This is a genomic window from Sporosarcina sp. UB5 (assembly GCF_050859005.1).
In the GTDB taxonomy this organism is placed as follows: domain Bacteria; phylum Bacillota; class Bacilli; order Bacillales_A; family Planococcaceae; genus Sporosarcina.
In genome coordinates this window covers 1,564,887-1,580,999 of the sequence record NZ_CP125984.1, presented here as the reverse complement: position 1 = coordinate 1,580,999, position 16,113 = coordinate 1,564,887, and the positions used below count along the sequence as shown (strand labels likewise).

The 16,113-nt window shown below is 46.3% G+C and carries 18 protein-coding genes; all 18 read right to left on the bottom strand.

The window, feature by feature from the left end:
• Positions 1-19: 19 nt before the first annotated feature.
• Positions 20-859 carry a flagellar hook-basal body protein gene (locus QM454_RS08305; RefSeq protein ID WP_432363720.1) on the bottom strand — a complete coding sequence of 280 codons (840 nt, stop codon included), beginning with the start codon at positions 857-859 and terminating at the stop codon, positions 20-22.
• A 104-nt stretch (positions 860-963) separates the two neighbouring features.
• Positions 964-1,941 (bottom strand): rod shape-determining protein, encoded by a 978-nt coding sequence (locus QM454_RS08300; RefSeq protein ID WP_432363918.1) that lies wholly within the window; start codon positions 1,939-1,941, stop codon positions 964-966.
• Positions 1,942-2,277: 336 nt separating this feature from the next.
• Positions 2,278-2,547 carry a sporulation transcriptional regulator SpoIIID gene (locus tag QM454_RS08295; protein WP_432363718.1) on the bottom strand — a complete coding sequence of 90 codons (270 nt, stop codon included), beginning with the start codon at positions 2,545-2,547 and terminating at the stop codon, positions 2,278-2,280.
• 413 nt (positions 2,548-2,960) lie between these two features.
• The gene (locus tag QM454_RS08290; protein WP_432363716.1) at positions 2,961-3,608 is read right to left on the bottom strand and encodes a peptidoglycan DD-metalloendopeptidase family protein; all 648 of its coding nucleotides are present in this window, start codon (positions 3,606-3,608) and stop codon (positions 2,961-2,963) included.
• Positions 3,609-3,645: 37 nt separating this feature from the next.
• Entirely contained in the window at positions 3,646-4,608 is a 963-nt protein-coding gene (gene spoIID / locus QM454_RS08285) for a stage II sporulation protein D (protein WP_432363916.1), read from the bottom strand.
• A gap of 69 nt (positions 4,609-4,677) precedes the next feature.
• Positions 4,678-5,979 carry a UDP-N-acetylglucosamine 1-carboxyvinyltransferase gene (gene murA, locus QM454_RS08280; RefSeq protein WP_432363714.1) on the bottom strand — a complete coding sequence of 434 codons (1,302 nt, stop codon included), beginning with the start codon at positions 5,977-5,979 and terminating at the stop codon, positions 4,678-4,680.
• A gap of 387 nt (positions 5,980-6,366) precedes the next feature.
• A complete protein-coding gene (locus QM454_RS08275; protein WP_432363712.1) occupies positions 6,367-6,603 on the bottom strand; it encodes a DUF1146 family protein in 237 nt (78 codons plus the stop codon).
• A 161-nt stretch (positions 6,604-6,764) separates the two neighbouring features.
• Positions 6,765-7,166, bottom strand: coding sequence for a F0F1 ATP synthase subunit epsilon (locus QM454_RS08270; RefSeq protein ID WP_432363710.1), 402 nt, complete (start codon positions 7,164-7,166; stop codon positions 6,765-6,767).
• Between the two features lie 22 nt (positions 7,167-7,188).
• Positions 7,189-8,604 (bottom strand): F0F1 ATP synthase subunit beta, encoded by a 1,416-nt coding sequence (gene atpD, locus QM454_RS08265; protein WP_432363708.1) that lies wholly within the window; start codon positions 8,602-8,604, stop codon positions 7,189-7,191.
• Between the two features lie 42 nt (positions 8,605-8,646).
• The gene (gene atpG, locus QM454_RS08260; protein WP_432363706.1) at positions 8,647-9,504 is read right to left on the bottom strand and encodes an ATP synthase F1 subunit gamma; all 858 of its coding nucleotides are present in this window, start codon (positions 9,502-9,504) and stop codon (positions 8,647-8,649) included.
• Between the two features lie 56 nt (positions 9,505-9,560).
• On the bottom strand, positions 9,561-11,072 hold the full coding sequence (gene atpA / locus QM454_RS08255) for a F0F1 ATP synthase subunit alpha (protein WP_432363704.1): 1,512 nt from the start codon (positions 11,070-11,072) through the stop codon (positions 9,561-9,563).
• Between the two features lie 23 nt (positions 11,073-11,095).
• On the bottom strand, positions 11,096-11,635 hold the full coding sequence (locus tag QM454_RS08250; RefSeq protein WP_432363702.1) for a F0F1 ATP synthase subunit delta: 540 nt from the start codon (positions 11,633-11,635) through the stop codon (positions 11,096-11,098).
• Positions 11,632-12,156 (bottom strand): F0F1 ATP synthase subunit B, encoded by a 525-nt coding sequence (gene atpF / locus QM454_RS08245; RefSeq protein ID WP_432363914.1) that lies wholly within the window; start codon positions 12,154-12,156, stop codon positions 11,632-11,634. The genes QM454_RS08250 and atpF overlap by 4 nt, the downstream gene beginning before the upstream one ends.
• Positions 12,157-12,351: 195 nt before the next feature.
• On the bottom strand, positions 12,352-12,576 hold the full coding sequence (gene atpE / locus QM454_RS08240) for a F0F1 ATP synthase subunit C (protein ID WP_432363700.1): 225 nt from the start codon (positions 12,574-12,576) through the stop codon (positions 12,352-12,354).
• Positions 12,577-12,648: 72 nt separating this feature from the next.
• Positions 12,649-13,359, bottom strand: a complete 711-nt coding sequence (gene atpB, locus QM454_RS08235) for a F0F1 ATP synthase subunit A (protein ID WP_432363698.1) — start codon at positions 13,357-13,359, stop codon at positions 12,649-12,651.
• A 29-nt stretch (positions 13,360-13,388) separates the two neighbouring features.
• Entirely contained in the window at positions 13,389-13,763 is a 375-nt protein-coding gene (locus QM454_RS08230; protein ID WP_432363696.1) for an ATP synthase subunit I, read from the bottom strand.
• 516 nt (positions 13,764-14,279) lie between these two features.
• The gene (wecB, locus tag QM454_RS08225) at positions 14,280-15,380 is read right to left on the bottom strand and encodes a non-hydrolyzing UDP-N-acetylglucosamine 2-epimerase (protein ID WP_432363912.1); all 1,101 of its coding nucleotides are present in this window, start codon (positions 15,378-15,380) and stop codon (positions 14,280-14,282) included.
• A gap of 68 nt (positions 15,381-15,448) precedes the next feature.
• A complete protein-coding gene (upp, locus tag QM454_RS08220) occupies positions 15,449-16,078 on the bottom strand; it encodes a uracil phosphoribosyltransferase (protein WP_432363694.1) in 630 nt (209 codons plus the stop codon).
• Between the last annotated feature and the right edge of the window lie 35 nt (positions 16,079-16,113).

Below are 16,113 nucleotides of genomic sequence, written 5' to 3'. Positions count from 1 at the left end.
ACGCCCCTTTCAAAACGCGTCATCCGTTGACACGCCCAATTTCGTTCACAGCTTTTTCCATGCTCCGGTCATATGCTTGAAGGATCTTTTGATTCGCTTCAAATGCGCGATACGCGGCGAGCATGTCCGTCATTGCCTTCGCTGCGTCGACGTTGGAACTCTCCAAATAGCCTTGTTGGAATGAATACCCGACTCCCGCAACCCCTTGCGCTTCAGGCAAGTTACCTGTTGTGCTTGCAAACAGGCCATTTCCTTGCTTAAAAAGTGCGCCAGGCCGATCAGCGAATGAAACACCAAGCGTCGCAACCGCCACTCCGTCTTGCATAATGTCGCCAGCGTCCGAAATGCTGAAATCGTCATTTTGCAGTTGAATGCGTTGCCCATTCGTATTGAGAACGTAATACCCCATCGGATTCGTTAAGAAGCCAGCTGGGTCGATTGTGAAATTCCCGTTTTTCGTGTAGAGCTCATTGCCGTTTCCGTTTTCAAGTCGGAAGAAGACGGCTCCACGTTCACCAGTTTCCGGGTTGACCGGTAAGTTGCCGTCCAGTAACGCAACGTCCGTCGTCATGCCCGTTTCACGAAGTGCTCCTTGCGTGAAAAGCGGCATCGTTTCTTGCATATAGACGCCTGTTGACAACTCTCCGACCGGCGAAAGGCCGTTCAGCTGAATGCCTTTTTCGGTTGGAATGCGTTTTGCGTGTAAGCTCGACATGAACATTTCCGGGAATGAACGGATGCTTGACTGTTCAGCTTTAAAGCCTGGCGTATTGGCGTTCGCAATGTTGTTCGCAAGCATTTCCGTCCTGCGCTGTTGCGCAATCATGCCGGAGCCGACAGTGTAAAAACCTCGGAACATCGTATCCGTCCCCTTTCATCAATTCGTTAGTGTATCGTCGTTCTATAGAGTTTTCATTTTGGTAAATCTATTTTATTCAAATAAAGTGCTACGTTAATGGCACCTTATCTAATGTTCTCAAGCAGGATGCCCGTCCCAATAGCTACGCAACCGAGTGGGTTGTCCGATACGAACACAGGTACTTTCAATTCCTCGGCGAGTAGCTGGTCGATTCCGTGCAATAACGCGCCGCCACCCGTGAGGAAAACACCTCTATCAATAATGTCCGCAGATAGTTCTGGCGGCGTTTTCTCTAAAACGTTTTTCGCAGATTGAATGATCATGCCAATCGATTCGTTGAGCGCTTCTCGCACTTCCTCAGAATCAATTGTAATTGTGCGCGGAAGTCCTGTAACCATATCGCGTCCACGAATATCCATCTGCTCTTTACGGCCACCCGGAAAGACAGTTGCGATTTCTTTTTTAATCGTCTCTGCAGTCCGCTCTCCGATGAGCAATTTATATTTTCGTTTAATTGATTGAATAATGTCATTGTCGAACATGTCACCAGCCGCTTTAATCGACTCGGACGTGACGATATCGCCCATCGACAGCACTGCGACGTCCGTCGTGCCGCCACCGATATCGATGACCATATTCCCGCTCGGCTGGAAGATGTCCATACCGGCACCGATTGCTGCGACTTTTGGCTCTTCTTCAAGATACACTTTTTTGCCGCCGGATTTTTCTGCTGCATCTTGGATCGCCTTTTGCTCGACATTCGTAATGTTCGTCGGGCAGCAGACGAGGATCCGCGGCTTCGATAGAAACCCTTTGACATTCAATTTATTAATGAAGTGACGCAGCATCATTTCCGTCACGTCGAAATCGGCGATTACGCCGTCTCTCATCGGACGAATGGCAATGATGTTGCCTGGCGTCCTTCCTACCATTTTACTCGCTTCTTCTCCAACCGCCAACACTTTGTTAGAATGTTTGTCGATTGCGACGACTGCTGGCTCGTCCAGAACGATGCCTTTCCCTTTTACGTGAATCAACACATTTGCAGTCCCAAGGTCGATTCCGATATCCTTTGCAAACATCAATCCCGTTTCCCCTTCCGACTTCAGTACGAACAGTCTATTCTCCTAACTATAGATTGTACCATAATGGCTCTTTATTGAACACAATTATTGACAGTTATTTCGCATTTTTTCATTGAACAATAGATGTATTGGGGATTTGTGTCGATTGGGGTTTCATAGTGTAGCTTTTCGGGGTGATGTTGACGGTCGTCTTATGCGTAGTCCTTTTGACATTTCAGGGGGGAATGGGGAGATGGGATCATTGAATCGGTTGAACAACTTAATTTTTTCCATGTGAAAAGACAGGGTGTCCGCCTTCCTGCAAGGATGGTCGATTGTCCCCGTCTATTCTCGTTACGTGTTGCGGGCTTTCTTATTCTCATTCATCCATTTCATCCGTGTTGCTTCACCGCCTCTTAAATGTCTGACAGACTTATGATAGGCAAGTATTTTGGCGACTTCTTCAGACAACTCCGCGTCTACATTCGGCAGCCGTTCCGTTAAGTCTTTATGAACCGTGCTTTTCGAATAGCCCGTCGATTTCGCCAGCGCCCGTACGGTAAGTCCAGTGTCCAGCAACATTTTGCCGAGGCGCACGCATCGCCTCCGAATTTGCTCGTGCACGCCCTCTTCCTTTCTCTGTCAGCTCCGTTTCTTCCTTTATCTTATGCGGCGTGCGGCCCAGTTATGTCAACGCGCGACAGAGGTGGCTTGTTTATTCTTTTACAGGCGTGTTATCGGATAGTTTTTGGACGCGGGAGGCGGCGTTTTGGACGCGGGACACGATACTTTGGACGCGGAGCACGTCGCTTTGGACGCGGAGCACGTCGCTTTGGACGCCGGATAGTAATTCGCGCCAAATGCTTTTGACAATTTAAATGGTCTGCTTTACACCTCAATACTAGTTAGAAAGAGATTTCCGTAAAACAGTAATTATCCATTTCACTTTGCGCGATCAGAAGTAACAAGGTATCAAAAATCGTCCGCGGTCGCGCTCAATAAAAAAACCACTCTCACGAAAAGAGTGGTTTTGTTCGTTAGAATCCTAACAATGAGCGCGGGTTGATTGGATTGCCGTCTTTGTGCACTTCGAAATGCAGGTGTGTACCGGCTTTGGCATTCCATTCGTTGCTTGTGGCGGTTCCGAGTGATTGGCCTTGGATGACTTCGTCGCCTATTTTGACGAGGACGCCGGTCAAGGAGCTGTAAAATGTTGTCATTCCGTTGGCATGTTCGATTTTGACTTTGCCGCCTTGGAATTCATCGAGAATGACATCTGTCACTGTTCCGCTAAGGGCTGCGACGACTTCGAATGGTTGGCCATCCATCGAGATCGAGATTCCTTTGTTTGTAACATACATTTGGTTAAAGACGAGTAGTGCGTTTTCACGTGACTCTTCATCGGCTTCAGCATCATAGTACTCTTGTATAATGGCTACGTTGTCGAGATATTCCTCATTGAATGGGAATTTGAGTACTTCGGTTGAAGCATTTGTTTCGACTAGTGGCTGATCGTTTGGATCTGTTGCGTCGGCAATTTCGTTCGGGCCCTTTATAGCGTTGTAACCCCAAATCATGCCGACGAGGGCGATCGCGATCCCTGCATAGATGGCCGGCCAGAACCATCTATTCTTCTTCTGACTCTTATTCTTCTGAGAAGGAGATTTCGATTTTTCTTCTCGCATTGTCATCACCTCACTTGCTATTGTTTGCAAGTGTTGGTTATTTTAAACATTCCGATTCGTCTATTTCAAACTTTTTTATTGTTGTGCCGGAATAATAGTAGGTAAGTATGTTTTCGGCGGTCCATCCTTTCTGGGCAAAGGCTTCGGCGCCGTATTGGCTCATGCCGACTCCGTGTCCGTATCCTTTCGTTGTGATGAGGACGATTTCATTCGTAACGTCATAGGCGATGTCAAAGTCTGTGGAGGCGAGTCCGAGTGCTTCCCGCATTTCTCGTCCACTCATTTCGAAGTCTGTTGATACGGCTTTTTGCACGCGACCCGTTTGATTGCGAACGAGCTTGAGGCTTTTGAATCGATCGGCTTTCCATTCGGATCCGAGTGCTTCATTCCACAACGCAATCGGTAAGTCGATGCGCCTTTCCACTTCAGCCGCGACTAAGTCCTCACCCGGGCTTTCCACGCTTTGCAAGTAAGGTATTGGATTGCCGCTATAGTTTTGTGCTGTTTCAGTTTTTCCATTCGATGTTGAAAAGAACATTGCGGTGATCATTTCATTCCCATATACAATTGTGTCTCCTTCGGTCGTGGCGACGATTTCACGGAGCTTCTTCTCGTTTTGCTTAAATTTTTTCCCCCACCGTTCTTTTCGTTCCTGAACGGTTTTGTGTACTTGGGCGGAGACGGTTGCAGCAATCGGCTTCTTGCCTCCGTCTGTCGTCCGTAGTACGTATGTCCGAGCTGCAATCGCTTGTGCCCTTAAGGCTTCGTCGTGGAAGTCGATTGGCATTTCGCCTGCGACGACTCCAATAACGTACTCCTCAAGTGGCAAAGGCTTGTCCACCCCTTCCACAGTTATATAGATTGCGCACGGATCGTCCATTGCCACGGTTTTCTCAGGTTCGACTGTCGTTTTCATGAGGATGGGAATGAAGAATAGTAGTACGATGAATAATACGGCTAGTAGTTTGTCCATATTCGATTGTATGATAAAGCCTCGCATTTCATTCAAAAAAAACCGCCCCTCGCAGTAATGACGAGGAGCAGTTTTTGTAGGTTATGAAAAGTGCTGTTACACGAGTTGCTTTTCGGTTTCTGTTTTCGTTTCTTCCGATGAAACGCGTTCGATGTCTGCGCCGAGCGCTTTCAATTTCGTATGGAAATCGACATAGCCGCGGTCCAAATGATCTAGTTCTGTGACGCGTGTGACGCCTTCCGCAACGAGGCCTGCCAAAATGAGTGCAGCTGCCGCGCGAAGATCTGTCGCTGCGACTTCAGCACCTTGCAAATTGGATGGTCCTGAGATGATCACTGAACGTCCTTCAATTTTGACATTGGCGTTCATGCGGCGGAATTCTTCAACGTGCATGAAGCGGTTTTCGAATACCGTTTCTGTGAGCACGCCTGTTCCGGATGCCGTTAGCATAAGTGCCATCATTTGCGATTGCATGTCTGTCGGGAATCCTGGGTGCGGCATCGTTTTCAGATCGACCGCTTTTAACGGATGCTTCGCCTGTATGCGCAAGCCTTCGTCCAATTCAGTAATGACAACGCCCATTTCGCCGAGCTTAGAAATTAACGCTGCGTTATGTTCAGGAACGGCGTTTTCGATCGTAACGTCGCCGCCTGTAATCGCTGCTGCGACCATGAATGTACCTGCTACGATACGGTCTGGAATGATATGGTGGATCGTTCCGTGTAGTTTTTCGACGCCTTCAATCCGGATTGCATCCGTACCAGCACCGATGACTCTACCGCCCATTTCATTAATGAAGTTCGCTAAATCGACAATTTCCGGCTCTTTCGCCGCGTTTTCGATAATTGTCGTCCCTTTTGCGAGAGCTGCTGCTGTCATAATGTTTTCTGTTGCGCCGACGCTTGGGAAGTCTAAATAGATTTTAGCGCCTGTCAGACCGTTTTCGGCTTTCGCTTCAACATGTCCATGTCCGAATGTAATTTCTGCCCCCATCGCTTCGAACCCTTTTAGGTGCTGATCGATTGGCCTTGAGCCAATTGCGCATCCGCCAGGTAAAGCTACGCGTGCGAAACCGTTGCGAGCGAGTAATGGTCCCATGACCAAAATAGACGCACGCATTTTACGAACATATTCAAAATGAGCTTCGCTCGCAAGCTGTTCAGTTGAATCAATAATCACTTGCCCTCTAGCTGGGTCATAGTCGACCTTCGCGTTCAGGCTTTTCACTACTTCATTGATCGTGGAGACATCCGAAAGATTCGGTACATCGCGTATGATGTTGGGACCGTCCGACGCGAGCAATGCAGCTGCCAAAATCGGCAATACCGCGTTTTTGGCACCTTCCACACGCACGTGTCCATTTAGGACGCGTCCACCGTTAATAATTATTTTATCCACAAAAAGCCCCTCCGACTCAAAATTTATACTATTGCCATATTAGTTCCATTGATTTTTTTCATCATAAATTAAACATAAAAACACATACTATTCTACAACGCTCTACATTATTAAACAAGTAACCACAGAGCTATTTTCCCGTCTATCTGAAGATAGTCTATAATATGTACACATTTGTCGATTTGTGTGCTTTCCTCGACTTTGATTGTCGATTGTCTTACGCAATTGCCAAGAATTGCCGGGAGTAAGATTTTCACTTCATGCCATCGCCCCGTACACATTCGTATGTATGTAGACGCGGCGATGACATGGAACCTGTGGTTTAAAAGCGTTTGTGAGCAGGTCAATCGCCTATTTGTTATGTACCCGATTTTTATACGCCAAAACTTAGTTAAACATTGTAGGTATCCTTCCTGACCAATAGGATATGTCCAAAAAGAAATTTGATACGGCCGAACCGATCGCAAAACTTAATAAAATATAGAGCAATTGTGCTTGAAAAACGTGGTGCTTTTTTATTATTTTTTCTGGCATGATTGCTTGTAGCGCATAAAATGACAGGCCGATGAAAAATATATGCGAGACGATGGCAAGCATCGGGTTATGTGCAAAAACGTCATTCATTCGTCATGCCTCCTTTAAGGTATATAGCTCGTTCATGTGCTAAGAGTTCTCATTCCACCGCAAACCCCTAACAAAATTCAACTCTTCTGTCTAAAATTTCCACATAAGAAAAAATGCGGGCAGAAGAAAAGACTCCCTCTGCCCGCCATTAGTCACATCTATTATTTCTGTTTTGAAACATTGAGTCGGTTGATAGCTCTTCTTAGATCGAGCTCCGCCAACTGCATTTCAAGTTTGTCTGCTTTGGCTTGTAGTTTTTCTTCCGCACGTTTCGCTGCACGTTCAGCGCGAGCGATGTCGATGTCGGAAGCCAATTCAGCTTGTTGTGCTAATACGGTGACAACATCCGGACGAACTTCGATGAACCCGCCATGAACGGCGACATGTACAGTCGAGTTGTCTTTTTTCAGGCGAAGGGCACCAATTTGGAGTGGTGCAACCATTGCGATATGGCCGGGAAGGATCCCGATTTCACCAATTTCTGTTGTGGCAATTACCATATTCGCTTCTGTTTCGCTAACAGGTCCGTCGGGAGTGACGATATTGACTTTGAGTGTCTTCATTTGTTTCCCTCCTGATCCTGTATTAGACCTCTACGCCCATGCTTTTCGCTTTTTCGATAACTTCTTCGATACGTCCGACGAGGCGGAATGCATCTTCCGGAAGGTGATCGTAACGACCATCCAAAATTTCCTTGAAGCCTTTAACAGTTTCAGCAACTGGTACGTAAGAACCTTTTTGTCCTGTGAACTGCTCAGCAACGTGGAAGTTTTGTGATAGGAAGAATTGAATACGACGTGCGCGTCCTACGACTAGCTTGTCTTCTTCACTTAATTCATCCATACCAAGGATCGCGATAATATCTTGAAGTTCACGGTAACGTTGCAATGTTGTTTGTACTTGACGTGCTACATCATAGTGCTCTTCGCCAACGATTTCAGGGCTTAGTGCGCGTGAAGTAGAAGCAAGTGGGTCAACCGCAGGGTAGATACCCATTTCAGATAGTTTACGCTCAAGGTTTGTTGTTGCATCCAAGTGAGCGAATGTCGTAGCCGGAGCCGGGTCCGTATAGTCATCGGCTGGTACGTAAATCGCTTGGATCGATGTAACAGAACCTACGTTAGTTGAAGTGATACGCTCTTGAAGCTGACCCATCTCTGTTGCAAGTGTTGGTTGGTAACCAACGGCAGATGGCATACGGCCAAGAAGTGCGGATACTTCAGAACCTGCTTGTGTGAAGCGGAAGATGTTGTCGATGAACAGAAGAACGTCTGCGCCTTGTTCGTCACGGAAGTATTCTGCCATTGTCAAACCAGATAGAGCAACACGCATACGTGCGCCAGGTGGTTCGTTCATTTGACCGAATACCATTGCCGTTTTCGTAATAACGCCAGAGTCTGTCATTTCATGGAACAAGTCGTTTCCTTCACGTGTACGCTCACCAACACCTGCGAATACAGAAATACCGCCGTGTTCTTGAGCGATGTTGTTGATAAGTTCTTGGATAAGAACTGTTTTACCTACACCGGCACCACCGAAGAGGCCGATTTTACCACCTTTAATGTATGGTGCAAGCAAGTCAACAACTTTAATACCTGTTTCAAGAATTTCAACTTCAGTTGAAAGGTTTTCGAATTTTGGAGCTTCACGGTGAATCGGATCGCGTCTTTCAGCAGACGGAATCTCCTCACCAAGGTCAATTACGTCACCAAGTACGTTGAATACGCGACCAAGTGTCACTTCCCCAACTGGAACTGAGATTGCTGAGCCTGTATCTGTAACAGCAGCACCACGTTTAAGGCCATCTGTAGATGACATCGCAATCGTACGTACTGAGTCGTCTCCGAGGTGAAGTGCGACTTCAAGCGTCAACGTTTCAGCTTCCGCGTTCGGACGTTCAATTTGGACCTTCAATGCGTTAAAGATCGCTGGAAGTTGACCGTTTTCGAATTTAACGTCAACGACCGGACCCATAACTTGAAGAATTTGTCCGTTACTCATGATTTTCCCTCCTGTCTTACTTTTCCCGTTCAAAATATGCGATTATTCGAGAGCGGCAACTCCGCCGACGATTTCTGTAATCTCCTGCGTAATTGCTGCTTGACGTGCACGGTTGAATGAAAGAGTCAATGAATCGATCAATTCAGATGCATTATCTGTAGCAGTCTTCATCGCTGTCATACTGGAAGCATGTTCGCTCGCTTTTCCATCAAGCACCGCTCCGTAGATGAGGCTTTCCGCGTATTGCGGTAGAAGCGTTTCAAGAATCGCTTCCGCGGAAGGCTCAAATTCATACGAAGTCGTTGCTGACGCTGATGAAAGATCCGTGAGCGGAAGCAATTTCCTTTCCGTCACTTCACTGGAGATGGCGGAGATGTAGTGACTGTAGTACAAGTACACTTCATCATATTCGCCTTCTGTGAACATGCCAACAGCTCGATTCGCGATTGATTTTATTTCATCGAAAGAAGGGTGGTCGGATACACCGACAAGGCTTTCAACGACTTCATATCCGAGACGCTGGAAGAACTCAAGTCCTTTGCGTCCGATAGCGACGATTTTCACGTCGTCTTTCGATGCGTGACGTTGCTCAATTGCACGTCTAGCCGCACGGAAGATGTTCGCGTTGTAACCACCAACGAGACCGCGGTCGGAAGACACGATAATATAAGCTGTCTTCTTCACTGGACGGCTCACGAGCATCGGGTGCTCGGAGTCGGTTTTTGCGCTTGCGATTGCGCCGACAACTTCCTCAATTTTCTCCATGTAAGGGACGAACGCTTTTGCATTCATCTCCGCACGGTTCAATTTGGAAGCCGACACCATTTGCATCGCTTTCGTAATCTGACTCGTCTTCTTTGTCGATTTAATACGGTTTTCTATATCGCGTAATGATACCACTGGCAATTCACCACCTTATTGTTTAATTAGATCAAAATCCTTAGATACGTTTCGAATTACGCTTCGGATGATACGAAGTTCTTCTTGAATGCGTTAATCGCATCTTTCATCACTTCATCAGACGGAAGGTCTTTTGTCGTACGGATATGATCATAAACTTCAGTGTGGTTCGATTCGAGCCAGCTCGTTAATTCGCTTTCGAAGCGAAGAACGTCTTGCACGGCTACGTCGTCTAGAAGTCCGCGTGTCAATGCATAAAGGATGACAACTTGGTACTCAACTTTAAGCGGCTTGTTCAAGTCTTGTTTCAATACTTCAACTGTGCGCGCTCCACGGTCAAGTTTCGCTTTCGTCGCTGCGTCAAGGTCGGAACCGAATGCTGCGAACGCTTCAAGCTCACGGTAAGCTGCAAGGTCAAGACGGAGTGTACCCGCAACCTTTTTCATCGCTTTAATTTGCGCGGAACCACCAACACGGGATACGGAAAGACCGGCGTTGATCGCTGGACGTACACCCGAGAAGAATAAATCCGATTGCAAGAAGATTTGTCCATCAGTGATGGAAATAACGTTCGTTGGAATGTAAGCAGAGATGTCTCCAGCTTGTGTTTCAACGAATGGAAGAGCAGTAATTGAACCTGCGCCTAATGTATCGTTCAACTTCGCTGCACGCTCGAGTAGACGGGAGTGCAAGTAGAAGACGTCACCAGGGTAAGCTTCACGACCTGGAGGACGGCGAAGTAGTAGTGAAAGTTCACGGTAAGCAGCTGCTTGTTTCGATAGGTCATCGTAAACAACAAGAACGTGCTTGCCTTGGAACATGAATTCTTCAGCCATCGTTACACCAGTGTATGGTGCTAGGAATAGCAATGGAGCTGGTTGAGAAGCAGATGCTGTTACAACGATTGTGTAATCAAGCGCACCGTGTTTACGGAGTGTTTCAACAACCCCACGAACTGTGGATTCCTTTTGTCCGATTGCAACATAAATACAAATCATATCTTGGTCAGCTTGGTTTAGAATTGCATCGATTGCGACAGTTGTTTTACCAGTTTGACGGTCACCGATGATCAATTCACGCTGTCCACGGCCGATCGGTACAAGTGCATCGATCGCCTTAATGCCTGTTTGTAGTGGCTCATGAACGGATTTACGCGCCATAACGCCTTGTGCAGGACTTTCGATTGGACGAGTTTTCGTCGTTGCGATTGGACCGAGTCCATCTACCGGCATACCGAGTGGATTTACTACGCGTCCAATTAGTTCCTCACCGACTGGAACTTCCATAATACGGCCAGTTCGACGTACTTCATCGCCTTCTTTGATATCTGTGTATGGTCCGAGGATAACGATACCTACGTTGTTCGCTTCCAAGTTTTGAGCCATACCCATGACACCTGTAGAGAACTCAAGAAGTTCTCCGGCCATGACGTTGTCGAGGCCATGAGCAAGAGCGATACCGTCACCGATTTTGATAACCGTACCGACTTCGCTTACTTCCATCTCAGACTGATAGTTTTCAATCTGCTGCTTTATCAGCGTGCTGATTTCTTCAGCTTTGATGCTCATGTATGTCACCCCTCAATTTCAAATTAGGATCCGATCAATTTACGTTGCAGTTTGTCGAGACTAGAGCTCAAGCTGCTGTCGTAAATTTGATTGCCGATTTGAAGGCGAATGCCTCCGATTAGGCTTGGATCAATGATATTTTCAATACGTAAAGATTGTTTGTTAACTTTTTTTGCAAAAGTAGCTGAAATAGCATTCGACTCTTGCTCCGTTAATGGGCGTGTCGAGTATACTTTCGCTTCTTCGATTCCCGCAGCATTATTCGCAAGCGCGTGGAATTCTTCGAACACATTTTGCGCTTCATCCATACGCTTCGCATCTAATAGCACATGTAATGTATTCAATACGAGCGGATTGACGCCTTTAAAAATATTCGCGATCATTTCCTTCTTCTTCGCTGCTGTAAACTTCGGAGAACCAAATAGTTCACTAAGTTCTTTATTATCACGGAATACCTTCGTCAATTCTTTCATTTCTTCCTGAATTGGACCGGTAAGACCGCGTAGCTGAGCTAGTTCGAATAATGCAGTAGCATAGCGCTTTGCTACGACCGAATTACTCATCGGCTTTCGCCTGCCTTCACAATCGTTTCTTCAATTAGAGCACGGTTGTCTTCCTCGGAGATTTCTTTTCCAAGTACTTTGGATGCTGCCAAAATTGAAAGTGAAACGAATTCTTCGCGGACAGCTGCAACTGCTTTTTCTTTCTCTGTCGCGATTTCAAGTGTAGCGGATTCTTTCATCCGGTTCACTTCTGCACGTGCTGCTGTAAGTAGCTCTTCACGTTGTGTTTCGCCTTGCTTACGCGCATTTTCAACAATCGCTTGTGCGTTATCACGCGCTTCTTTTAAAAGAGAACGTTGCTCTTCTAATAGCTGTTGTGATTCAGAGCGGCTTTTTTCAGCTGCTTCGATTTCATTTGCAATTAATTGAGCACGTTGATCCATCACGCCCATAAGTGGGCCCCATGCGAACTTTTTAAGTAGAACCATGAGAACCGTGAAGAATAGTACAGTGACGATAATATCGCCTAAGTTCAATCTGCCATTCAATGCTGACAAAAATCCTCCGCCGTTTGCCGACAATAGGATGAAGGTATTTCCAAACACGATTGTTTCACTCCCTTCAAGAGCTCATGTCAATTTTCGATATACTATAGAATGAACATCATTCTTAATTTTTAACTTTAAACTTCTATTTCAAACGTCAGTTGTTACATAAATGAATGGCGAAGGGCAGTTTGCCGCGCTCTTCGCCATTTATACAAGTTTCTTAACTAATTAGCGGTTCATTACGATGAACGCGATAACTGTTGCGATGATTGGAAGAGCCTCAACTAACGCAACACCGATGAACATTGTTGTTGTTAGAACGTTACGTGATTCTGGTTGACGTGCAATTCCTTCAATTGTTTTTGAAACGATCATACCGTTACCGATAGCCGCGCCAAATGCACCAAGAGAAACTGCGATTGCTGCTGCTAAAAGACCTACTGAACCTACCATAATGTAATATCCTCCTAAAATTTCATGTTTTTTATTGTTTTTTTATTATCCCTAAAAAGGGGCAATATATGTTTAATGGTCTGTTTGGACTTTATGTGCCATGTAGACCATCGTTAACATAACGAAGATAAATGCTTGGATTGCTCCAATGAAGACCGAGAATCCTTGCCAAGCAAGTGCCGGAAGCAATGCTCCAGCTAATCCGAAAATACTGGACGCTCCAAGTGATGCAAGAAGTCCGATAAGGATCTCCCCTGCGAAAATGTTACCGTAAAGACGTAGACCGAGTGTCAACGTGTTTGCAAACTCTTCGATAACTTTAAGTGGTGCCAAGAACGGCATCGGTTGAAGGTACGATTTGAAGTATCCTTTTACACCGAGCAATTTCACACCGTAATAGTGTGACAAAGTGATAACCGTTGCTGCGAGTGTCATCGTAATGACAGGATCTGCTGTCGGCGATTTCCACCAAAGCTTATCGTCCCAAACTACCGCTAGCGGCAACCCGAGCACGTTTGCAACAAAAACGAACATGATCAAGGTGATCCCGAGTACGTGGAAACGGCCACCTGTTTTCCAGTCCATATTGTTCTTAATAATTCCTTTAACGAAATCCATGACCCATTCCATGAAGTTCTGCATGCCTGTCGGTTTAATTTGCAAATTGCGCGTCGAAATAACGGCAATGAGAAAAACGATTAAACATGTGACAAAAAGTGTTAGGATGTTTGCCGGGTTAAAGCTTAATCCGAATAGTATGAGTTCCGGATTTTCATGGTTCACGTTTCGTTCACCTCCCTTATGCGTGTCAGTTAGTAATGCTTTACGTGGACTACAATTCTGTCAACGAATAACAGAACGTATGGAATCATCAGTCCGATCACTGTAGCGATCAGATCGAATTTTTCCGGCATCAACAGCGCTATGGCCGCCGCAGCCACGCCGGATCCGAATCGCAATGCGGTTCCTCCGATTGACTTTGTTTCTTTCCCTCCCGAAATCTTCCGCTCAAAACTTTCCGCTCTCCGGACAAGAATATGGAAATTATACAGTCCGAACAAGGAGCCTAAGATTAATCCACCAAAAACCTGTTTGAACTCAGTAAAAGCCCATCCGATGACAAACAGTGCGAGCAAAAAAAAGAGCATTTTCTTCTGCCTATTAAAAATGTGTCGCAATGTCTGCATGATAGGTGATTCTCCTGATTCGTATTTTTCGGGTCTGGCGATTTCGAAAAGGGGGGTGTCGTACAAAGGATGTGCCAAACGGTTAAAGCCGCTTCCCTACTAGGGCTTGTACGGATAGAGACTCCGAAAAAGGTCGGAACCTATAAATGTAAGTGAATCGCCGTAAGCAACTGACCACCAGGAGGCGTTGCCATCGAGCACACTCATGGGGTTCTCGTGGAACGATGTCCAATGAAGTTGATAGGAACGCCTAGAAGCTTACTGTCGAGGCATTTATCATACGCAAAATCCCTATCGTTATTACCCTTTGCTAGCATACAATAGGGGCATTTTGATGTCAATTGATTCCCGTGAAATTCTTCACAAACTCCGCTTGTTGTCAAATAATCGACATATTTATATGCCGAGCGATTTCGGCTTGCCAAGTTGGGATTTTCCCTGGTTTTCCATTCGCGGAAAACCCCAATGCGACAAGGGGTTGCACATACAATTACGGACTGATGAGACAGCATTACGTCACTTTAATGAAGAAAGGTATTCTTTCAACGCGCTAACGATTCGTTCAGATGCATGGCCGTCTCCATATGGATTGGATGCTTTCGCCATCGCACTATATTCCGCTTCGTCACTTAGTAGCGTGTCTGTCAAGTTGAAAATCGTGTCTTCGTCGGTACCGGCAAGTTTCAGCGTGCCTGCCTCGATCCCTTCCGGACGTTCAGTCGTGTCGCGGAGGACGATAACTGGTTTGCCGAGCGACGGCGCTTCTTCTTGGATGCCACCTGAATCGGTTAAAATAATATGCGAGCGGGCAGCAAAGTTATGGAAATCGACGACTTCGAGCGGTTCGATTAAATGAACTCGCTTGTTACCGCCAAGAATTTCATCTGCCACTTCACGCACTGCCGGATTCATATGGACCGGATAAATAACTTGTGTGTCCGGATGCTTTTCAAGGATCCGGTTAATCGCACGGAACATGTTGCGCATCGGCTCACCTAAGTTTTCACGTCGGTGCGCGGTAAGGAGGATAAGTCGGTCGTCTCCGATTTGATCGAAAATCGGATGGTGATAGTCTTCCCGTACCGTCGTTTGGAGCGCGTCAATCGCCGTATTTCCGGTAATATAAATCCGATCTTTTTGTTTTCCTTCATTTAATAGATTCTCCGCGGACTTTTCAGTTGGCGAGAAATGAAGGTCGGCAATGATGCCTGTAAGTTGGCGGTTCATTTCCTCCGGATACGGGGAGAATTTATCCCATGTGCGGAGTCCTGCCTCGACGTGGCCGACCGCGATTTTATTGTAAAACGCGGCAAGGCTGCCGATGAATGTCGTCGACGTATCACCATGGACAAGCACGATATCAGGCTGTGCCTCTCTCATAATGTTGTCGAGCCCTTCTAATCCGCGAGTTGCGACGTCGATGAGCGTTTGACGATCTTTCATAATGTTTAAGTCGTACGTTGGTGTGATGTTGAATGCATGCAAAACTTGGTCGAGCATTTGACGATGTTGCGCAGTTACCGTGACGATCGATTCGATCTCCTCCGGATGCTTTTGCAGTTCGAGTACGAGCGGCGCCATTTTAATCGCTTCCGGCCGCGTACCGAATATCGTCATCACTTTCCATTTCCGTTTCAATCCATTCACGCCTTCCCCATTATTTCGTTCTTTTTTTACATCCGTCCTTATTTTGTGCCAAATAGACGGTCGCCTGCGTCACCGAGGCCTGGAACGATATAGCCGTGTTCGTTCAATTTTTCGTCCAACGCTGCGATGTATACATCAACGTCAGGATGTGCTTCCGTGAATACTTTCACGCCTTCAGGAGCTGCAATTAAGCACATGAAGCGGATGTTTTTCGCACCACGTTTTTTCAATGAATTTACTGCCTCTACTGCTGTTCCGCCTGTTGCAAGCATCGGGTCAACGAGAATGAATTCACGTTCTGATACGTCAGATGGAAGTTTTACGAAATACTCAACAGGTTGCAATGTGTCCGGATCACGGAACAAGCCGATATGTCCGACTTTCGCCGCTGGAATTAAATTCAAAATACCATCGACCATGCCGATGCCTGCACGCAAGATCGGTACAATTCCTAGTTTCTTACCTGCCAATACATTGGACTTTGCTACGCGGACCGGTGTTTCCACTTCTACTTCTGCCAACGGAAGATCGCGTGTAATTTCATACGCCATTAACGTCGCTACTTCGTCGACGAGCTCGCGAAACTCCTTCGTTCCCGTGTTTACGTCACGGATATGTGTTAATTTATGCTGGATGAGTGGGTGGTCGAATACATGTACTTTCGCCATTACTATCGCTCCTTTTCGGAATGTCCTGTACATTA